Raw genomic sequence first — 18755 nt, 5'->3', positions numbered from 1 at the left:
GGCGGCGCGGGAGGCAGGAACAGCTCCCCACGCCGCCATTTTTCAAGCCCTCGAAAGGCTTTGCCTCGACTGGCTGATGTTGGCTCTCACGCCCATGCACTGGCCGATACCGGCAGGCTATTAACCACCGGAGAATTCTCCGGTGAGGTACGCGATCGCATAATGGGTGCAGACTTGTGTGCCGGTGCGGGAACTATATGATCGCACCTCAACCTGTGCCGACTTCGAGAGGATCGACACTTGCAGCATGCCACGCCTGCCGCCCCCGCAGTGCGCGAGACACTAGAGCGACTGCTTGCCAGCGAAACGTTCGGACGATCCGAGCGTGCACGCAAGCTGTTGCGTTATCTTGTCGAGCGCGAACAGGCAGGCGAAGCCGACCGGCTCAAGGGCTTTTCCATTGCCATGGATGTCTTCGGCAAGGATGGCGATTTCGATCCTTCGACCGACGCGGTGGTACGCGTGCAGGCGGGCAGGCTACGCGAGCTGCTGCAGCAATATTTCGCCAATGAAGGCGTCGCGGAGCCGTTTCGCATAGCGATACCGCGCGGCAGCTATGTCCCGGCCTATGAGCTCAACGCGATCCGCTTGCCGGAACCTGCGAAACCCGCCGAGCAGATCGAAGCCGTAGCGGCACCATCCGAGCCCCCCGGTGATGCCATTGCCGCCGCTGCATTGCTGGCACCGGCGGCGGCGCCGGAGCCCTCGGTGGCACGCCATCTCCGGTTCTTCTGGATGGCGATCGCCGTGGTCATAGCCATGCTCGGCGTTCTGATATTGCGTCAGGGCAGCGGTGCGCTGCTGGCAGGCGGCGACCCTGCGGCAACGCTCGAGACCGCGACCCTGACCGGCAGCATCGCGCCGTCCGCCGCCAGCGAGGCTTTGCCGCTGGTCTACATCGCCGTCAAGGCCAGTGGCACGGATGCCAGCCGTGTCGCCGCAACGCTGCGTGCCGGACTGAGCGGCTTCGATACGATCGACTTCATCGGTCGCGACATCGTCAACAAGGCCGATCCGGTCGCTAGCGCGACGAGCTTCATCTTCGATATCCTGCCTGGGCCGGATACGGGTGACATCACGATCGAACTGCAGAGCGTGGCCACCGGACGGGTGCTTTTGTCGCGCAACCTGACCGCCTCCGACAGCGCGCCGACCACCGTCGAGAGCCGTATAGCCGGCATCTTGACGTCCGCCCTTCCCGCTTCCGGCACGATCTACGGCTATCTCGAACAGAGCGGCATACAAACCGCCCTCACGCAATGCCTGACGCTCAACGACAAATATTATCTCGACCAGAACGCCAGGACCCACGAGGCCGCCTATCGCTGCCTCGAAACCCTCGCCGAAAACGGCGCCAAATCACCGTTGGTCTATTCGGAAATCGCCTCGCTCCACCTGGAGGCCGTGAACGACCACTACGCCTATCCGCCGGATGCCACGATCGAGAAGGCGATGACATTCGCCCATCGCGCCGTGCAGATGGGGCCGACCAGTCCCTACGCGCATCGTTCCTACGGCTACATCAATTCCCGTCTTGGCAACGCCGACGAGGCGCTGCGCTGGATGCGCAAGGCCTATGACCTCAATCCCTACGATCTCGCCATGGCCGCCGCTTATGGCTACGGGCTGATTTTCGCCGGCCGCTATGCCGAGGGGACGCCGATCCTGGCCCAGGCGGTGGACGCCTCCAGCGGTCATCCGACATGGTGGGATTTTGGACTTTTCGCCGGCGAACTCATGCTTGGCGACACCAACAAGGCCGCGATCGCCAGTTCCTCTCTGAGAACAACCGCAACGAAGTCGCACTATCTTGCCGCCCGGCTGATCGGTGCCAAGATCGCCGGTCAGGACAATCTGGCGCGCAAGCTGGTCGACGAGTTGACCGCCAAATTTCCGAAATTCGCCGCCGACCCGCGCGCGACCTTCATCGACCGGAAATATCCGCCCGACCTGACCGAGCGGCTGGTTGGGGCCCTGCGCGCGGCAGGCCTCGGCAACGCGAGCTGACGTCCCACGGACAGGACTGTTTGGACCAACCAAATTGTTGGCCGCCGAAGCAGGTGGCAAAGCCCCGATATGACTGGTTTGCCGGCTTTGTCGCGCGAACCCGCGAGATCGAGAGGTCGCAAGCGCCAGTCGTCGTGAAGATTTTACTGGCCATCGTTCTGGACAAGGAGCAAACCACCCGCATTTCCCACCTTGCCGTTCCGCAATAAAGCTTTCAGATTTCATGATCGCATCGCTTCACGCCGCCGAAAAGGGTGTTGGCTCGAAGGCCATCGTCTTGCTGCATGGCTTCGGCGGCTGCCACGATATTTGGCACGAAGTGATCCCGGCGCTGTCGCCTGCGGTGCGCACACTCGCTTATGATTTGCCGGGGCACGGGCTGTCGCTCGATTTCCCCGGTGCCGGCCCGGCCAAGCTGGCGGCAAGGGCCGTCCTGGCCGATCTCACCGCGCGATCGGTAAAGCGCTTTCATCTGGTCGGCCACTCGATGGGCGGCGCGGTTGCGGCGCTGATGGCGCTGGCCGAGCCCGACAAGGTGGCGTCGCTGACACTTCTGGCCCCTGGCGGCTTCGGCGCCGAGATCAACGGTCGGCTGTTGCGCCGCTTTGCCGCCGCAAGGGACCCATCCGACATCCAGGCGTGCCTCTTGGCGATGTCGGGACCACTGACGCGGCCTATCGATCACACCTTGGACGCCCTTGGGGACATGCGCGGGCGACCCGGCCAAGTCGAGAGACTCATAGAGATCGCTGCCGCCATGACCAGCCAAGACCGGCAGGGCGTCATCCCGCGCGACCGCTTGGAAACACTGACCATGCCGGTGATGGTGGTATGGGGAAGCGATGACCCGATGCTACCCGTTGCCCACACCGACAATCTGCCCGTGCAATTTCATGTGCACCACGTCCCGGGGGCTGGCCATATGCTGATCGAGGAGGCGCCAGAGCTGATCGCCACGATCATCCGGCGCAACATGAACCGCCGTGCCAGGCCCTTGCGCCCGAATTAGCCGCGACCGGCTGGGCCAGCGCGACACCACCCGGGCGCCTCGCCGTCTTGATCGCGCCAGTGCATTTTGCCGGCGGCTGTGTTAACTGCGTGTTAACCAACCCCGCGAGGCAGACGCCGATGAAGGACGCAGGCGAGAAGATCGATCCGTCAAGCAAACTGTCCGATGCCATCCGTGACGTGAAGAACGCCTTCGCTGACCGCGACGATGTCGTCGTCGACATGCGCGAGGCGCACCGCATGCGCCTCGACCTCCTGGCCGCGGACCTCGCGCCCGTCTTTGCCGATGTTCCGGCCGACATGGATAATTTCGACTTTGTCGTCTCCTCGGGCCTACAGCCGCGCCTGTGGATCGACGCCGTCAGCCATGTCGCGATGGGGCGCGACCGCCGCACCTACCGCTTCCTCAAGGACACTCGCATTGGCCGTGTCGTGCTTGCCGAATCGACCGAGATGAAGCCGGTCGCCGATTCCGTGACGCGTTATGTCGCCGAGCGCATCGTCGAACGCCGGAGAATGATGGAGGGTGGCGTCGAGCCGGCGGTCGCCGGCATGAGACGCGCCGAGGTCACGGAAGCCGAGCCGCCGCTGCGAGCCTCGACGCAAGGCAAGGGCTGGTCGGCCTTCCTGTCGGGCCTTGGGCTGGTCGCCGCCGGCGGACTTGTTGGTCTCGCGGTGTCGGCGGCGCTGTTGTGGGACCGCGTCTCGGCCATGGTTCTCAACTGGCGACCATAGCCGCGTCGGGCTCGACACCGAGTTCCACGGTCTGCAGATCGGAAGGCGGTATGGACGGTCCGGTCAGGCCGCGTCGCGTCAGGCGGATGCGCCAGTTTCCCTTTTCGCCGTCGATGTCGAACAGATTGTACTGTGCTGCCGGGTGATTGCCGCCCGGCGCCTGGCCGGCGGCGGCGACCCCGACGACCGGGACCTTTGCATCGCGAGGCCCGATCTGGAACAGCGACGGCAGGTGCGAATGGCCGTGCAGCACGAGCTCCGCGCCATGGCGGCGGATGATCTTGTGGAAGCGGGCGATGCCGAACAGCCGCTTGTGCTGGGAGACGGCGCCCCGCACCGGCGGGTGGTGGATCATGATCGCACGGAACAGCCCTTGCTTCGCCGCGCTCTCGAGGATCTTGCCGAGGCGAGCCGCCTGCCCCTCCATGAAGAAACCATTGGCCATGAAGGGCGCCGTGGCGCGCGCCGTCGAGACGCCGATCAGCGCGACATTGCCGCGCACGCGCAGATAGGGAAATGCATTGCGATCGACCGGCGTGTTGACACCGTCACCGCTCATCCACGCCGCCCATGACCGGCAGATCTTGTCGAAGGCACCGGGCACATAGGCGTCATGGTTTCCCGGCACGACCGAAACGTCATGCGCCGACCCCAGCGTCTCGAGCCAGTGTTTGGCCATCTCGATCTCGCCGTCGAGCGCCAGGTTGACGAGGTCGCCGGTGACAGCGAGATGGTCCGGGCTTTGCGCCTTGATGTCGGCGACGATGGCGTCGATGACGGCATCGTGCATGTGGCGGCGGCGGTTGCGCTGCCAGTTGACGTAGCCGAGCACGCGCTTGGAGGCGAGATCGCGATAGGATACATCGGGGAGCGGCCCCAGATGGACATCGGAAATATGCGCGAGCCTGAACATTCCTCCTTCATAGGCGACGTGCACGCCCCTTTCCACCCACGGTTTCGCTACTGATGCCGACCGACGACGAAGCCGCGTTCCGCCAGACCGGCTGGGCGGGGTTGAGGGCCCGGCTGTTCCATCTCTATTTCGTGCTGCGGCGGCCGATGACGCTCGGTGTGCGCGGCCTGATCCACGATGCCGCCACCAATTCCGTCTTCCTCATTCGCCACACCTATGTGCCCGGCTGGCAGCTTCCCGGCGGTGGCGTCGAGGTTGGCGAGACGCTGGCCGAGGCGCTGGCCCGCGAACTCGCCGAAGAGGGCAACATCGCGATGGCCGCCACGCCGGTGCTGAAGTCGATGCACTTCAACCGCCGCGCCAGCCGGCGCGATCATGTCGGCTTCTATCTCGTCGAAAATTTCAGCCAGACCGCGCCGAAACGGCCCGACCATGAAATCGCCGAGGCCGGCTTTTTTCCACTCGATCGCCTGCCGGAAGGCACCACACCGGCGACGCTGCGGCGGATCGCCGAGGTTTTCCGCGGCGTGCCAGCATCGCCCTATTGGTAGATCAGGCCGCCGCCCTCGCGAACTTCGCCCGATCATGCGGCGCGCCATAGTCAAGCTCCGGTCCCGCCGGCACGATCCGCGTCGGATTGATCGTTTCGTGGCTGCCGTAATAATGCGCCTTGATGTGATGCAGGTTCACCGTCCCCGCCACACCGGGCACCTGATAGAGGTCGCGCAGATAGTTCGACAGGTTCGGATAATCGGCGATGCGGCGCAGGTTGCACTTGAAATGGCCGACATAGACCGGGTCGAAGCGCACCAGAGTGGTAAACAGCCGCCAGTCGGCCTCGGTGATGCGGTCACCCACCAGATAGCGTTGCCTGGACAGGCGGTCCTCCAGCCCATCGAGCGTCGAAAACAGCTCGCCGAACGCTTCTTCATAGGCCGCCTGCGTGGTGGCAAAGCCGGCGCGGTAGACGCCGTTGTTGACGGAGGGATAGACCAGCGCGTTGATCGCGTCGATCTCGCCGCGCAGCGCCTGGGGATAGAAATCGAGGCCGGCATCGCCCCATTGATCGAAGGCTGAGTTGAGCATCCGGATGATTTCGGAGGATTCGTTGGAGACGATGGTCTGTTCCTTTTTGTCCCACAGCACCGGCACCGTCACCCGGCCCGAATAGGCGGAATCCGCCCTGGTGTAGATTTGGTGCAGGAAGTCGAGGCCATAGAGCGTGTCGCCGGTGGCGCCGTCCTCGGCGACAAACGTCCAGCCGTTGGCGCCCAGGAAATGATGCACGATCGAGATGGAGATGATGCCTTCGAGCCTCTTCAACGCGCGAAAGATCAGCGTCCGCTGAGCCCAGGGACAAGCGAGCGAAACATAAAGGTGATAGCGGCCGGGCTCCGCCTTGAAGCCTCGGCCGCGGCCTTCCGCCGGTGCACCGTCGCGCGTGATCCAATCTCGCCACTGCGATTGCGGCCGCACGAACCTGCCACCGCTGTCCTTGGTGTCATACCAGCGGTCTTGCCATTTACCGTCGACCAACAATCCCATGGAATATCCTTTCGCGTTTCCACCTCATGTAGAGCGCGATGCGGCAAGACGGAATTAGTCAGGACTGAACAGATCGTCAATCGATAGGGCCAGCGGACGGGCCGATTGCGGCGGCGCAAAATTGATGCTAGCGGACACTTTGCATGTTCGATTTTGCTTTGATCCGGTTTGACCGACGACGAAAGGGCGCCCGCGCTTGATGAAGCGCTGACTGGCGAATGCTGCCGTTTGCAGCAACCTTTCCTCCTCTACCGGAACGCAAAGACCATGAGCCTTGCCGACGTGAAGTACCTGCCGGAAACCCCGGCGCACGATCCTGAAATCGAAGCAATCAATGACGAGGCCTTCGGGCCCGGCCGTTTCGTGCTGGCCGCCTACAAGATCCGCGAGGCCGGTGGGCATGAGCGTGCTCTGTCCTTTGTCGCGGTCGACGGCGACCTCGTCGTCGCCTCGGTGCGCATGACGCGCATAGCGGCCGGTGCCGGCCGGGCGCTGATGCTTGGGCCGCTCGCGGTACGGCCCGCCTTCAAGAATCTCGGCATCGGCCGCCGGCTGGTGGCGATCGCACTGGAGGCCGCCGCCAAGGCCGGTGCACCCGCCGTGATCCTGGTCGGCGACGAGCCTTATTACGGGCCGCTCGGCTTCAAGCGCATACCGCGCGGCCAGATTTCGATGCCGCGGCCTGTCGACCTCGACCGGCTGCTGTCGCATGAGATTGCGCCAGGCGCGGTGGCCAGGCTTTCGGGCGAGGTCGGCCACGCCAGCCAGGCCAGGATCGTCGAGCACGCCTAGGGCGGCTCCTGGAAAGTGTGGACGGGTTTTCCGTGGTTCGCCGTTTCTGCAAGACGGCGGCCCTCTCCATCTTGACCTTGTCGGTCGATCCGGGCCTGATCCGTCCCGTTCTCACGCAAAAGCCCGTTCACACGCATAAGGATGACGCCATGAATCCCAACGGCCAGATCGCGATCGTCACCGGCGGCGGCTCCGGCCTTGGCGAGGCGACAGCGCGCGCGTTTGCCGCCAAGGGCGCCCGCGTCGCCATCCTCGATGTCGGCATCGAGCGCGCCGCCAAGGTCGCGGCCGAGATCGGCGGCATCGCCGTCCGGTGCGACGTCGCGAGTGCCGACAGCGGCAGCGCCGCCCTCGCCGATGTCGCCGCCAAGCTGGGCGAGCCGCGCATCCTGGTCAATTGCGCGGGCATCGCCATTGGCGTGAAGACGATCGGCAAGGACGGCCCGCATCCGCTCGACCAGTACCGCAAGGTGATCGAGGTCAATCTGATCGGCACCTTCAACATGATCCGCCTGGTTGCCGACCGTGCCGCGAAACTGGAGCCGCTGCAGGGCGGCGAGCGCGGCGTCATCGTCAACACCGCCTCGGTCGCCGCCTATGACGGCCAGATCGGCCAGGCGGCCTATTCCGCCTCCAAGGGCGGCGTGGTCGGCATGACGTTGCCGGTGGCGCGTGATCTCGCCCGTTCCGGCATCAGGGTCTGCACCATCGCGCCCGGCATCTTCAAGACGCCGATGATGGCCGGCATGCCGCAGGACGTGCAGGATTCGCTGGGCGCCGCGGTGCCCTTCCCCTCACGCCTCGGCGAACCTTCCGAATATGCCGCACTTGCCCTGCACATCATCGAAAATCAGATGCTGAACGGCGAAACCATCCGCCTCGACGGCGCCATCCGCATGGCGCCGAAATAGTGCGAGCCGAAGTTGGCGGAAGACCGAATCCGGCCGGCAACACCGACAAGCGTGACAAATTGTGGCGAGCGCTTCGATGCAGCGAAATCAAGATAGGGATGTGATCCGAGAGACCGACGCCGAGGCGATCCGGTTGGCGAAAACGCTTCTGCGCAGTGCCCGCTTCGGCGCCCTGGCGGTGCTGGAACCACGGACCGGGGCGCCGCTGGCGAGCCGGGCCGGCGTCGCGACCGACATCGACGGCGCGCCGCTTATTCTGGTGTCGATGCTCGCGGCGCACACGTCGGCGCTGCTTGCCGATCCGCGTTGCTCCCTGCTGCTTGGCGAACCCGGCAAAGGTGATCCGCTGGCGCATCCGCGGCTGACGCTGGTCTGTCAGGCATCGCGGCTGGAGCGCGGCTCGCAGGCGCATGCCCGCGCCGAGCGCCGCTATCTCAACCGCAATCCCAAGGCGAGCCTCTATGCCGGGCTCGGCGACTTTTCGATCTTTCGCCTGGAGCCGCAACGCGCCAGCCTCAACGGCGGGTTCGGCAAGGCCTATCTGCTCGAACGGGCCGACCTCCTCACCAATGGGCCCATCATCGAGGAACTTGCCGGAAGCGAACAATCGGCCGTCGAGCACATGAATGCCGACCATCTCGACGCGATCGCCATCTATGCCCGTCATTTCGCCAAGGCACCTGGTGATGGCTGGACGATCGCCGGTTTGGACGCCGATGGCATGGATCTGGTGTCGGGGGACAATGTCTGCCGGGTATTCTTCCCGCAACCGCTGGTAAAGGCTTCGGAATTACGTCCCGCCCTGGTCGAAATGGCCAGGATCGGCAGGGCCGCATCGGAGGCATAAGACGAAACTAAATTGCATTTGATCAAAAGCAACCCTTGAGATTTGAAAGAAATGTTCTAGGCTTAGCTGTGGTGCTGACTCGTCGGCACCTTCACAAGTGAATTTATGGATTCAGGCACCATTGCCCCCATGGCGCCTCGATGAGCAAACAGCATGGGGCATCAATGGTCTCGACAAAGCTAATCGCGAACGCCGAATCGGCTGCCGAATTTCTGATGCTGATGGGCAACGAAAAACGGCTGTTGATCATGAGCTATCTGATCGACGGTGAAATGTCGGTCGGCGCCATCGCCGAAAAGGTGATGCTCAGCCAATCCGCCCTCTCGCAGCACCTGGCCAAGTTGCGGGCGCTCGACCTCGTGGACACCCGCCGCGATCGTCAGATGATCTACTATTCCTGCAAATCCGATGCGGTGCGCGAACTGCTCGCCGTGCTGGACGGCATCTTCGGCAGCAGCAAGGAAGATCTGTCCCAGATGGCGCAGAGATTGCGCCGCGCCGGGACTTGACCGGACGCTGCCGCGGCCGTTTACCTCGCTGACGATTTCCGGAGCGTGGCTCATGTGTCTTTCGCGGCACACGAGCCACGCTCTTTATTGTTGAGCGGGACATGGACCCAATTCGCATCGACGATCCACGCGACCCACGTGTCGCGGCCTATCTTGATATCCGCGAGCGCGACCTGGCCGGCCGGCAAGGCCGCTTCGTCGCAGAAGGTAAGGTGGTGCTCGACCTGCTTTTGTCGTCGAGCCGCTTCAGCGCCGAATCCATCCTGGTCTTGGAAAACCGGCTTGGCGGCCTGGAGGACATACTGCGCAAGACACGAACGGACCTGCCGGTCTATGTCGTCGCCGGCGCGGTGATGGACGCGATCGCCGGATTCCACATGCATCGCGGCATCCTGGCCATCGGCCGCAAGGAGACACCCCTGCCGTCGGGGTCATTGCTGGATGCCTTGCCCGCTCAAGCCCTGGTCGTGGTGCTTGTCGGCATCGCCAACCATGACAATATGGGCTCGATCTTCCGCAACGCCGCCGCTTTCGGCGCCGATGCGGTGTTGATGGACGCGACATGCTGCGATCCGTTGTACCGCAAGGCGATCCGGGTTTCGGTCGGCGCCGCGCTCAAGATCCCTTTCGCGTCCTTCGCCGACACGGCGGACTTCACGGCGGACCTCGATCGGCGGGGTTACGACCAGTTTGCGCTGTCGCCGCGCGGCCGGATCGACATACGCGATGCACGGCGCGGCGAGCGCCTGGCGCTCTATCTCGGCACCGAGGGCGAAGGCCTGCCCGAAAGCCTGCTTGCCCGCTTGCAAACCGTGCGGATCACCATGTCGAATGGCTTCGACAGCTTGAACGTCGCTGCCGCCTCGGCCATCGCCCTGCATCATTTCTCGCGCTGACGGGCGCCGTCTGAGGCCAAGACGCCGGCAGGCCGCCAGCCCGCACCGCGTCAGTTGGCTTCCGCCTTCTGCAAGGCGCGCACGCGGTCGGCGAGACTGCGGTCGTGGCCGGCGGAGCGGTTGTCCTGCGGTGCCGCCAACGCCTTGGCGATCGGTGAATCCGGTCCTTCGAGCTTGGCTGTCAGGTGGACGACCTCCGCCGCCAGTTCGTTCATCTGCTCACGCAGCGCGGCGCCATTGCCATTCGTCAAACCCGACGATGCCACAGCGCCGAGATCCGCCTTAAGCCGCTTGTTCTCCCGCGCCAGCGCCGTCAGCCTGGCCTCCAGCCGCTCGCGGTCGCTGTCGAGCTTGGCAATCGCGCGGTCCATGTCGTCGCGCTTGCCTGCCTCGTCATGCCGGTCCGACTCATCGGGCTTGCCAACCAGCCGCAAGGCTGGGGCGCCGTCCTCGGCTTTCGTTCTTTCCCGCAACCGCGCCAACTCCTTTTCGCGCCGATCAAGCTTGTCCTCACGGTCGGCGAGCGTTGCCAGCAGCCGCTCGACCTTCTTGTCGAGTTCGGCGGCCCTTTTCTTTTCGGCCTTCAAGGCATCGCGCGCGGCCTTGCTTTCGGCCGCGATCTCCTGGCCGCGCCGATCCGCTTCCTTGCGCTGGCCACGCAGCAGCGAGATGTCGCTGGCGAGCTTCTGCAATTCGGATTCGCGGGCCACGAGTTCGATCTGGCGGCTGCTGGAGGCAAAACTGGCGTCGTCATACATGCGCTCCAGCTTCTCGAGCTCGAGCGCCCGCCTTTCCAGCTTTCGTTCGGTTTCCTTGAGCCGCTCCGAAAGCTGATGCAGTTCCTCTTCGCGCCGCCGCAACGCTTCGCCCTTGGCGCCGAGTTCGGCGAGCGCGTGGTCCTTTTCCGCGCGCTCGACCGCGAGCCCCTTCAGCGCCTCGCGGCCCCGGTTGATCTCGACGAGCTGTTCGGCCACCTTTTCGCGCAGCGTCTTGACGTTGATTTCGAGCCGCCGCGTCGTCATGGCGTACTCGGCCCGGACCCGGTCCTTGTCGGCCTGGATCTCGGCTTGCGTCAGCGGGATGGAGGCCTCGATGCGCCTGCGGGTCAGGGCGACGGCGCGCCGCCAGACGGCCGGAGCCACCATCAGCGCCAGAAAGCCGGCACAGAGAAAGCCGAGGGCAAAGAACAGGACCGACTGAACCAAAGGACTACCCGTTATCGACGACAACTTGGAAGGCTGGACTGTGCCATCTTGGCATGGCGGAAATCCGGCACCGCGGCAAGGGCTTGCCGCGGCTCATTCGGGGCGTGGGCTCGGGAATCCGGTCAAACTGTCCGCGATTCGATCATGTTGGACAGATCAGAACGGGTTCCAGGTCGCCCGCTCGGTCAGTTTCAGATAGCCGAGATTGACGCCGAGCCGGGCGCCGACGCCGGTACGGATCGGCACCAGCAGCACATTGTTGTTCTTCAGCACGTTGAAGCCGACACCCGCCACCACATAGGCCGAACCGGCGACGCCGCCATAGCGATTGTAGAGGTTGCCGACATCGTCGAGATTGTAGACCAGCATCATCACGCGTGACCCCTCGCCGCCGAAATCCCAGCCCAGCGACGGGCCTTGCCAGAACACTTTGTGATCGCCGGCATTCTTGGTGTAGAGCGTGCCTTCGCCATAGGTCAGGCCGCCGATCAGCGCACCGGATCCCTCCTCGCCGAGCAGATAGCCATTGGGCAGACCGTAGGAGGCGAAAATCTTCTCCACGACGGTGGCCAACCCGCCCGACGTCGCGCCGAAGAACTTGTGGCCGGAATCGATAATTTCCTGAGCGGTGTACTCCTGGGCCCGCAAGGGCGATGTCGTGAAGACGAGAACGCCCATGAGCGTGATCGCCATTGAGAGGACGCGGAGAAAACTCCGGTCATAGAATCGGGAAAACATGCTTCCAATCTCCGTCATGAAGCACTTTCGCCGACGCCTCGCATCCGTACGGCTCTTTTTAGGCGGCCGTTAAGGATGACTGTTAGGGGCAAACTATGCCGTAATCCTTTTTCAACCATTAAATTCCCACATGAAGATGGCGGTTCGAAGGCTGTTTGGGGAGCGCGCGGGGCCGGCAGCCTGGGCGAACACGCCATTTGCCCCGACGACAATCTTGGATTTGTTGCTGTACGAACGAGTGCTGTGTATTCAGAAAGCCTCGGGTTGGAACGTGATTCGTGTGGGTAGCGCGATAGCAGGTCGCCCGGTCACGACTAGTGGAATTTGCAGGGATTTTCACCGATGGCCGATCTGTTCACCCTCACCGCCCCCGATCTGGCGGCGCTCTTGTGCAGCCGCGTCTGCCACGACATCATCTCGCCGGTCGGCGCGATCAACAACGGGCTTGAACTGCTCGACGAAGGTGGTGCCGACGAAGACGCCATGCGGCTGATCCGCCAGAGCGCAAAGAACGCCTCCGCCCGTTTGCAGTTCGCCCGGATCGCCTTCGGCGCCGCCGGCTCGGCCGGCATGATGATTGACACCGGAGATGCCGAGGCCGTCGCCATCGCCTTCCTCAAGAACGAAAAGCCGGAATTGGTCTGGAACGGCATCCGCGCGCTGCTGCCCAAGAACAAGGTCAAGCTGCTGCTCAACCTGCTCCTGGTTGCCAATGCCGCCATTCCGCGCGGCGGCAAGCTGGTGGTGACGCTCGAAAATCTCGAAGCCGAGCCGCGTTTTTCGCTTTCGGCCAGCGGGCCGATGCTGCGTGTGCCGCCGAAATTCCTCGAACTGCATTCCGGTCACAAGCCGGAGGAGCCGATCGACGCGCATTCGGTGCAGCCCTATTACACGCTGCTGCTGGCCCGCGAGGCCAACATGACGATTTCGATCCATGCGACGGCTGAAGAAATCGTCCTTTCGGCGGCCTGAAATCGACGCTGGCAGCGCGATCGAACAAAGTATTTCAATCTGAAATATTTCATTGACGCCCCAATCGGGGTGCGATGAACTTTGCCTGCGCGGCAACGCCGAAGCATCCGCAAGGAAAAGCGCGTCGAACGGTATCTTTGCAAAAATTTTACCTAACGGCTTTTCGGCTTCTTTACCAGATCGGTCTAGGCTACGCCGCAGATGCCCCGCACGACCGGATTGCCAAAGGGCAAAGAGGACCCGGAAAATGAAACGCTGCATGTTCGTCGACGATTCAAGCGTCATCAGGAAGGTCGCAAAACGAATCCTGGGCGGTTCCGACATGATGGTCATCGAGGCAGCCAGCGGGCTTGACGCACTGGAGATGTGCGCGGCCGACATGCCCGACATCATCGTCGTCGACGGCGCCCTGCCGGACATGCAGGCGATCGACCTCATCCGGCGCGTGCGCGCCATGGAAAGCCCGATCAAGCCGCAGATCCTGATCTCGCTGGTCGAACTCGATATCGCGTCAATCATGCGCGCCAAGCGCGCCGGCGCCCAGGGCTATCTGTTGAAGCCCTTCAATCGCCCGCAACTGCTCGAGCGCTTTCGCGCCTTGAAGATCGCTGCCTGAACGCTGTTCCAGAAGAACCGCGGCGGCCGGCCGTCTGTCCGGCAGTGCGCAAAAACAAATGATTGTCGGCCTACAATGCAAAAACCCGGCCATGGCCGGGTTTTTTTAGAAAAGCTCTGCCGGCTGCGCTCAGGCGCTGACGCGGATGTCTTCCGGTTCGCGCAGCACATAGCCGCGACCCCAGACGGTCTCGATGTAGTTCTGGCCACCGGAAGCGGCGTCGAGCTTCTTGCGCAGCTTGCAGATGAAGACGTCGATGATCTTCAGTTCCGGCTCGTCCATGCCGCCATAGAGGTGATTGAGGAACATTTCCTTGGTGAGCGTGGTGCCCTTGCGCAGCGAGAGCAGCTCCAGCATCTGGTATTCCTTGCCGGTCAGGTGCACGCGCTGGCCACCGACCTCGACGGTCTTGGCGTCAAGGTTGACCACCAGATCGCCCGTGGTGATGACCGACTGGGCGTGCCCCTTGGAGCGGCGCACGATGGCATGAATGCGCGCCACCAGCTCGTCCTTGTGGAACGGCTTGGTCATGTAGTCGTCCGCGCCGAAGCCGAGGCCGCGTACCTTGTCCTCGATGCCAGCCATGCCGGAGAGGATGAGGATGGGCGTCTTTACCTTGGAGAGGCGAAGCGTTCTCAAGACCTCGTAGCCGGACATGTCGGGCAGGTTGAGGTCGAGAAGGATGATGTCGTAGTCGTAGAGCTTGCCCAGATCGACACCCTCTTCGCCGAGGTCCGTCGTATAGACATTGAAACTTTCCGATTTCAGCATCAGCTCGATGCTTTGTGCGGTTGCACTGTCATCTTCTATCAGCAGAACACGCATTTCATTCCCCTTTTCTGCCGCCGGACCATTTCACGACCCGTCCTGCCCCGGAGCAGTGGTTGCCTTGTAGAGAGGCTGCCATCGAATGGTTAACAAAACCTAATTTCCCGTTCATTACGGTATCAGATTTTTTAACCCCTTTCTACACCCTCTTGAATCTAATAACGAATCACAGACCAAAATTCCTAATGCGACACATTAATAACCTGGACTAAGTGACTCCAGGGACTCATCGACGCGGCTTCGCTTCGGCGGCCGGAATTTTTACCCGGCCTTAAGCCCTGACCCGTATGATTAACAATGCCCGTAAACGAATGGTTACCGTCGGCAAAAAACTTTAGGGTTTTGTTTCCCATAGTGCGGGGAAAGCCGGTGGATACGGGCAGTGCTTGGCCTTTCCAAGTGGTTTGGACGATATGTGCGGGTGTGCGTTTCCGGGAGTACCGAATCATGAAGTCACGTGAAAACCTCGTCCGGCTGAAGCAGTTTCAGGTGAATGAGAAGCGGCGGCAGATGCTGCAGCTCGACATGATGATCGCCGAGTTCGAGCGCATGGCCGTCGAACTGGAGCTTCAGATCACCGCCGAGGAAAAGAAAGCCGGCATCACCGATATCAACCATTTCGCCTATCCGACCTTCGCCAAGGCGGCGCGTCTGCGCCGCGACAATCTCAGGAACTCGCAAGGCGACCTCGCCCAGCAGCGAAGCGCCGCCGAATCATTACTCGGCGAAGCTGAAGCGGAGCTTTCCAAGGCTGAGATGCTGGAATCGCGCGATACTAAGATTCGCGAGGCCGAAACCGGCGGCCGCAGCGCCATGATCGGCTGAACCGGCCGACATCGGCGCTATTCGGCACGCGCACAAGCGCGCCCGCTGTCGGGACGGCAGCCTGAACCAGCGCCGGCTGGCGCCGCGAAGTGCTGCTGGCGCACAAGACCTAGGCCGCCCAGTCCGCCTCATTTCCGTTGGTCGCCCTTGCCCGGGCATCCTTGATATCGGGCGCATGCTGCTCCGCCCACGATCTGATCTGGGTAAGCAGTTCCGCCAGGTTCTGGCCGAGCTCGGTCAGTTCATATTCCACGTGTGGCGGAATGACCGGATAGACCTCTCGCCGCACCAGGCCGTCACGTTCCAGCACACGCAAGGTCTGGGTCAGCATCTTGGGCGTGATGCCTTCGAGCTTGCGGGCAAGCGCACCATTGCGCATCCGGCCTTTGCGCAGCGCGCAGACAACCAGATAGACCCATTTGCTGGCCAGCATTTCCAAAACGGTGTGCGACGGACATGTCCGCCGGAACGCGTCATAGCCAAAGGGGGAGTCGCAATCACTATCCATAAGGTACCTATATATCAGAGAGGTACATACTAGACAATAGGTCTTTACTCTCCAAATGATAGTGGCATCGATCAACAGGAGAGATTTCATGCGTGCCGTTACCCAGAATGCCGTCGGCGGACCCGACGTTCTTGTCATCGCCGAATTGCCCGATCCCACGCCGAAGGCCGGCGAGGTGCTGGTCCGCGTCAAGGCGGCCGGCATCAATCCCGTCGATGGCGCGGTGCGCGCCGGCAACTATCCGCTGCTCGGCGAGCCGCCTTTCATCCTTGGCTGGGATATTTCGGGGACGGTCGAGGCACTGGGCGCCGGCGTCACCAGCGTCAAGGTCGGCGACGACGTGTTCGGCATGCCGCGCTTTCCCAAGCAGGCCGCGGCCTACGCCGAACTGGCGGCCGTGCCGGCCGATGAGATCGCGCCGAAGCCGAAGAGGGCGGACCACATCCGGGCCGGCGCATTGCCGCTGGCCGGTCTCACCGCCTGGCAAGGCCTTGTCCGCCATGGCGCACTGCAATCAGGCCAACGCGTGCTGGTGCACGCCGGAGCTGGCGGCGTTGGCCATCTGGCCGTGCAGATCGCCAAGGCGCGTGGTGCTTACGTCGTTGCCACGACCAGCCCGGGCAAGCTCGACTTCGTGCGCAAGCTGGGCGCCGATGAGGTGATCGACTACACCAAGGGTGATTTCACCAGCCAGATCAGCGACATCGACCTGGTGCTGGAGCCGCTGGGCGGCGACCATGCCGATCGCTCCCTGAAGGTGCTGAAGCCCGGCGGCGTGCTGGTGTCATTGCTCAATGTCAACGACGCCACGCGCGCCGACGCCAGTTCGCGCGATATCAGGGTCGAGCGCCTGTCGGTGATGCCCGACCGCGAGGGCCTGCTCGAGCTCGCTGGGTTGATCGACGCGCAAAAGCTTGCCGTCCACGTGGCCAGGACTTTTCCGCTCGACCAGGCGGGAGCCGCCCACGCCTTTCTCGCCACCAGGCCGATCGGCAAGGTGGCACTGACGATCTGAGCGGCGACACCGTCGCTCCGAAAGAAAAAGGGCGCGGCTTGCCGCGCCCTTTGATCGTGGTGAGGCCGGCCTAGTGCCGGTATTGCTGGATACGCGTGGTGCGCAGCCCGGCAAGGCCGTATTCGTCGATCGACGCTTGCCAGGACAGGAATTCCTCCGTGGTCAGCTTGTAGCGCTGGCATGCCTCTTCAAGGCTCAAAAGTCCGCCGCGCACCGCTGCAACCACTTCCGCCTTACGCCGGATGACCCAGCGACGCGTGTTCGTCGGCGGCAGATCGGCAATCGTAAGCGGGCTGCCGTCAGGCCCGATAACATATTTGACTCTAGGTCTAACCAGATCGGTCATCGTACTCTCTACAAAAAACTCAAAGACCCAATCCCCGCCACGTTACCGCCACAGCTTTAAAAATTGCCTAAGCAGACCCTAATGACTAGGTAAGGATCGTGAACGCCGCGTTAGTCTTTTAGCGGGCATTTGAAATATGCGGCTGGAAGCCCTGTTTTGGCCGGGAGAAATGTATCCATTCGCAGCGTTCGCGACGCGCCGCCGGTCGCCCTGCAAGCTGGCGCAGCAGGAAAGCTTGACCTATATTCTCGACATTGGCATTCAGACGCCGCGTTAGAATGAAAGCACCATGAACAGCCTCGACCTTCCCGGACGCCCAGAAAACACCCGCATCGTCGTCGCCATGTCGGGCGGCGTCGATTCATCCGTGGTCGCCGGCCTGCTGAAGCGCGAGGGCTACGATGTCGTCGGCGTCACCTTGCAGCTCTATGATCATGGTGCGGCAACGCATCGGGCCGGATCATGCTGCGCCGGCCAGGATATCGACGATGCCCGCCGCGTCTCCGAGACGCTGGGCATTCCCCACTATGTGCTCGATTATGAGGAGCGGTTCCGCAAGGCGGTCATCGACCCCTTCGCCGAGAGCTATGTCGCCGGCGAAACGCCCATTCCTTGCGTTTCCTGCAACCAGACGGTCAAGTTCGCCGATCTCCTGGCCACGGCCAAGGATCTCGGCGCCGATGCGCTCGCCACCGGCCACTACATCCGCTCCGGCGCCAATGGTGGCCACCGCGCCCTCTACCGGCCGGTCGACGCCGACCGCGACCAGAGCTATTTCCTGTTCGCCACCACGCAGGCGCAGATCGACTATCTGCGCTTTCCGCTTGGCGGCCTGTCGAAGCCGCAGGTTCGCGCCATCGCCGAGGAGATGGGGCTGACGGTCGCCGCCAAGCAGGACAGCCAGGACATCTGCTTCGTGCCGCAGGGCAAATATTCCGACATCATCGCCAAGCTGAAGCCGGCCGCCGCCAATCCGGGCGACATCGTCCATATCGACGGCCGCGTGCTTGGCCGCCACGAGGGCATATTGCGCTACACGATCGGCCAGCGCCGTGGCATCGGCATCGCATCGGGCGAGCCGCTCTATGTCGTCCATCTCGATGCCGAGCGCGCCCGCGTCGTCGTCGGCCCGCGCGAGGCGCTGGAGACGCACAAGATCTATCTGCGCAACATGAACTGGCTGGGAGACGGCGCACTCGCCGATGTTCCCGCTGGCGGCATCGAGTTGTTCGCCAAGGTGCGCTCGACCAGGCCGCCACGGCCGGCGGTGCTGCGCCACGAGGCAGGCGTGACCTCGGTCGAACTGGCCGATGGTGAATCGGGCATCGCGCCCGGACAGGCCTGCGTGCTCTATTCCGACGACGGCAACGAGGCCCGCGTCTTCGGCGGCGGCTTCATCGAGCGTTCCGAGCGCGGCGCCGAGGCCGAGGCGATGCTGAACCGGCTCGCCGCCAAGCCGGCGCGGGTGCCCGCCGAATAACACCCTCTCAAAGACCGTTTCGAAATCCACTTTAGGCAGCCATCAGATGGCCGCCCCAG

At 63.1% G+C, this 18755-nt stretch carries 21 protein-coding genes; 14 read left to right on the top strand and 7 right to left on the bottom strand.

The genetic code is table 11. From position 1 onward, the window contains the following. Positions 1-240: 240 nt before the first annotated feature. The 3 genes from EN808_RS03555 to EN808_RS03545 all read left to right on the top strand — a co-directional run bounded on the left by EN808_RS03555 (position 241) and on the right by EN808_RS03545 (position 3750). Positions 241-2007 carry a hypothetical protein gene (locus EN808_RS03555; protein ID WP_135881244.1) on the top strand — a complete coding sequence of 589 codons (1767 nt, stop codon included), beginning with the start codon at positions 241-243 and terminating at the stop codon, positions 2005-2007. 223 nt (positions 2008-2230) lie between these two features. Next, complete coding sequence (locus EN808_RS03550) at positions 2231-3016, top strand: alpha/beta fold hydrolase (RefSeq protein ID WP_135915162.1); 786 nt, start codon at positions 2231-2233, stop codon at positions 3014-3016. 119 nt (positions 3017-3135) lie between these two features. After that, complete coding sequence (locus tag EN808_RS03545; RefSeq protein ID WP_127280843.1) at positions 3136-3750, top strand: hypothetical protein; 615 nt, start codon at positions 3136-3138, stop codon at positions 3748-3750. Here EN808_RS03545 and EN808_RS03540 read toward each other — a convergent pair. After that, positions 3734-4663 carry a metallophosphoesterase gene (locus tag EN808_RS03540; RefSeq protein ID WP_135915263.1) on the bottom strand — a complete coding sequence of 310 codons (930 nt, stop codon included), beginning with the start codon at positions 4661-4663 and terminating at the stop codon, positions 3734-3736. The genes EN808_RS03545 and EN808_RS03540 overlap by 17 nt on opposite strands. Before the next feature lie 53 nt (positions 4664-4716). On the opposite strand from EN808_RS03540, the gene EN808_RS03535 reads away from it, so the two are divergent. Further along, positions 4717-5214: an NUDIX domain-containing protein gene (locus EN808_RS03535; RefSeq protein WP_135865459.1), complete on the top strand. Its 498-nt coding sequence runs from the start codon at positions 4717-4719 to the stop codon at positions 5212-5214. 1 nt (position 5215) lies between these two features. Here the strand turns inward: EN808_RS03535 and EN808_RS03530 are convergent, their stop codons facing one another. Then, entirely contained in the window at positions 5216-6208 is a 993-nt protein-coding gene (locus tag EN808_RS03530; protein ID WP_127280712.1) for a glutathione S-transferase family protein, read from the bottom strand. Positions 6209-6475: 267 nt separating this feature from the next. On the opposite strand from EN808_RS03530, the gene EN808_RS03525 reads away from it, so the two are divergent. From EN808_RS03525 to EN808_RS03505, 5 genes are all read left to right on the top strand, one after another. Continuing rightward, positions 6476-7000: an N-acetyltransferase gene (locus tag EN808_RS03525; protein ID WP_135865463.1), complete on the top strand. Its 525-nt coding sequence runs from the start codon at positions 6476-6478 to the stop codon at positions 6998-7000. 149 nt (positions 7001-7149) lie between these two features. Then, positions 7150-7911 carry a 3-hydroxyacyl-CoA dehydrogenase gene (locus tag EN808_RS03520; protein WP_135865465.1) on the top strand — a complete coding sequence of 254 codons (762 nt, stop codon included), beginning with the start codon at positions 7150-7152 and terminating at the stop codon, positions 7909-7911. 76 nt (positions 7912-7987) lie between these two features. Then, positions 7988-8758, top strand: a complete 771-nt coding sequence (locus EN808_RS03515; protein WP_135865467.1) for a HugZ family protein — start codon at positions 7988-7990, stop codon at positions 8756-8758. A gap of 164 nt (positions 8759-8922) precedes the next feature. Beyond that, positions 8923-9267, top strand: a complete 345-nt coding sequence (locus EN808_RS03510; protein WP_127280947.1) for a metalloregulator ArsR/SmtB family transcription factor — start codon at positions 8923-8925, stop codon at positions 9265-9267. A 101-nt stretch (positions 9268-9368) separates the two neighbouring features. Beyond that, positions 9369-10163 (top strand): RNA methyltransferase, encoded by a 795-nt coding sequence (locus EN808_RS03505; protein ID WP_127280946.1) that lies wholly within the window; start codon positions 9369-9371, stop codon positions 10161-10163. Positions 10164-10213: 50 nt separating this feature from the next. Here the strand turns inward: EN808_RS03505 and EN808_RS03500 are convergent, their stop codons facing one another. Both EN808_RS03500 and EN808_RS03495 read right to left on the bottom strand, forming a co-directional pair. Next, complete coding sequence (locus tag EN808_RS03500) at positions 10214-11368, bottom strand: hypothetical protein (protein ID WP_135915161.1); 1155 nt, start codon at positions 11366-11368, stop codon at positions 10214-10216. 156 nt (positions 11369-11524) lie between these two features. Beyond that, on the bottom strand, positions 11525-12061 hold the full coding sequence (locus EN808_RS03495; protein WP_245458768.1) for an EipA family protein: 537 nt from the start codon (positions 12059-12061) through the stop codon (positions 11525-11527). 387 nt (positions 12062-12448) lie between these two features. Between EN808_RS03495 and EN808_RS03490 the strand changes: the two genes are divergently transcribed. Both EN808_RS03490 and EN808_RS03485 read left to right on the top strand, forming a co-directional pair. After that, positions 12449-13078: a histidine phosphotransferase family protein gene (locus tag EN808_RS03490; RefSeq protein ID WP_135915160.1), complete on the top strand. Its 630-nt coding sequence runs from the start codon at positions 12449-12451 to the stop codon at positions 13076-13078. A 247-nt stretch (positions 13079-13325) separates the two neighbouring features. Continuing rightward, a complete protein-coding gene (locus EN808_RS03485; RefSeq protein WP_127869813.1) occupies positions 13326-13694 on the top strand; it encodes a response regulator in 369 nt (122 codons plus the stop codon). 129 nt (positions 13695-13823) lie between these two features. On the opposite strand, the gene ctrA is transcribed toward EN808_RS03485, so the two are convergent. Continuing rightward, on the bottom strand, positions 13824-14519 hold the full coding sequence (ctrA, locus tag EN808_RS03480) for a cell cycle two-component system response regulator CtrA (protein WP_006203583.1): 696 nt from the start codon (positions 14517-14519) through the stop codon (positions 13824-13826). A gap of 450 nt (positions 14520-14969) precedes the next feature. Here ctrA and EN808_RS03475 point away from each other — a divergent pair, with 450 nt between their 5' ends. Continuing rightward, positions 14970-15347, top strand: coding sequence for a flagellar export protein FliJ (locus tag EN808_RS03475; protein ID WP_027146385.1), 378 nt, complete (start codon positions 14970-14972; stop codon positions 15345-15347). Between the two features lie 109 nt (positions 15348-15456). On the opposite strand, the gene EN808_RS03470 is transcribed toward EN808_RS03475, so the two are convergent. Next, positions 15457-15855, bottom strand: coding sequence for a helix-turn-helix domain-containing protein (locus tag EN808_RS03470; RefSeq protein ID WP_127870022.1), 399 nt, complete (start codon positions 15853-15855; stop codon positions 15457-15459). Positions 15856-15943: 88 nt separating this feature from the next. On the opposite strand from EN808_RS03470, the gene EN808_RS03465 reads away from it, so the two are divergent. Beyond that, positions 15944-16870, top strand: coding sequence for an NADP-dependent oxidoreductase (locus tag EN808_RS03465; RefSeq protein WP_135915159.1), 927 nt, complete (start codon positions 15944-15946; stop codon positions 16868-16870). 70 nt (positions 16871-16940) lie between these two features. Here the strand turns inward: EN808_RS03465 and EN808_RS03460 are convergent, their stop codons facing one another. Next, the gene (locus EN808_RS03460; RefSeq protein WP_006203587.1) at positions 16941-17216 is read right to left on the bottom strand and encodes a DUF1153 domain-containing protein; all 276 of its coding nucleotides are present in this window, start codon (positions 17214-17216) and stop codon (positions 16941-16943) included. A gap of 289 nt (positions 17217-17505) precedes the next feature. Between EN808_RS03460 and mnmA the strand changes: the two genes are divergently transcribed. After that, positions 17506-18696 carry a tRNA 2-thiouridine(34) synthase MnmA gene (mnmA, locus tag EN808_RS03455; protein WP_127869815.1) on the top strand — a complete coding sequence of 397 codons (1191 nt, stop codon included), beginning with the start codon at positions 17506-17508 and terminating at the stop codon, positions 18694-18696. Positions 18697-18755: the final 59 nt, after the last annotated feature.

It is taken from the genome of Mesorhizobium sp. M8A.F.Ca.ET.165.01.1.1 (genome assembly GCF_004792065.1).
Lineage (GTDB): Bacteria > Pseudomonadota > Alphaproteobacteria > Rhizobiales > Rhizobiaceae > Mesorhizobium.
Note: the sequence above shows the minus strand (reverse complement) of the source record. Positions and strands in the feature narration are given on the sequence as shown.

Coding starts and splice junctions, on each gene's coding strand:
- EN808_RS03550 (WP_135915162.1), top strand. CDS start 2,231: ATGATCGCATCGCTTCACGCCGCCGAAAAGGGTGTTGGCTCGAAGGCC.
- EN808_RS03545 (WP_127280843.1), top strand. CDS start 3,136: ATGAAGGACGCAGGCGAGAAGATCGATCCGTCAAGCAAACTGTCCGAT.
- EN808_RS03540 (WP_135915263.1), bottom strand. CDS start 4,663: ATGTTCAGGCTCGCGCATATTTCCGATGTCCATCTGGGGCCGCTCCCC.
- EN808_RS03535 (WP_135865459.1), top strand. CDS start 4,717: ATGCCGACCGACGACGAAGCCGCGTTCCGCCAGACCGGCTGGGCGGGG.
- EN808_RS03530 (WP_127280712.1), bottom strand. CDS start 6,208: ATGGGATTGTTGGTCGACGGTAAATGGCAAGACCGCTGGTATGACACC.
- EN808_RS03525 (WP_135865463.1), top strand. CDS start 6,476: ATGAGCCTTGCCGACGTGAAGTACCTGCCGGAAACCCCGGCGCACGAT.
- EN808_RS03520 (WP_135865465.1), top strand. CDS start 7,150: ATGAATCCCAACGGCCAGATCGCGATCGTCACCGGCGGCGGCTCCGGC.
- EN808_RS03515 (WP_135865467.1), top strand. CDS start 7,988: ATGCAGCGAAATCAAGATAGGGATGTGATCCGAGAGACCGACGCCGAG.
- EN808_RS03510 (WP_127280947.1), top strand. CDS start 8,923: ATGGTCTCGACAAAGCTAATCGCGAACGCCGAATCGGCTGCCGAATTT.
- EN808_RS03505 (WP_127280946.1), top strand. CDS start 9,369: ATGGACCCAATTCGCATCGACGATCCACGCGACCCACGTGTCGCGGCC.
- EN808_RS03495 (WP_245458768.1), bottom strand. CDS start 12,061: ATGGCGATCACGCTCATGGGCGTTCTCGTCTTCACGACATCGCCCTTG.
- EN808_RS03490 (WP_135915160.1), top strand. CDS start 12,449: ATGGCCGATCTGTTCACCCTCACCGCCCCCGATCTGGCGGCGCTCTTG.
- EN808_RS03485 (WP_127869813.1), top strand. CDS start 13,326: ATGAAACGCTGCATGTTCGTCGACGATTCAAGCGTCATCAGGAAGGTC.
- ctrA (WP_006203583.1), bottom strand. CDS start 14,519: ATGCGTGTTCTGCTGATAGAAGATGACAGTGCAACCGCACAAAGCATC.
- EN808_RS03475 (WP_027146385.1), top strand. CDS start 14,970: ATGAAGTCACGTGAAAACCTCGTCCGGCTGAAGCAGTTTCAGGTGAAT.
- EN808_RS03470 (WP_127870022.1), bottom strand. CDS start 15,855: ATGGATAGTGATTGCGACTCCCCCTTTGGCTATGACGCGTTCCGGCGG.
- EN808_RS03465 (WP_135915159.1), top strand. CDS start 15,944: ATGCGTGCCGTTACCCAGAATGCCGTCGGCGGACCCGACGTTCTTGTC.
- EN808_RS03460 (WP_006203587.1), bottom strand. CDS start 17,216: ATGACCGATCTGGTTAGACCTAGAGTCAAATATGTTATCGGGCCTGAC.
- mnmA (WP_127869815.1), top strand. CDS start 17,506: ATGAACAGCCTCGACCTTCCCGGACGCCCAGAAAACACCCGCATCGTC.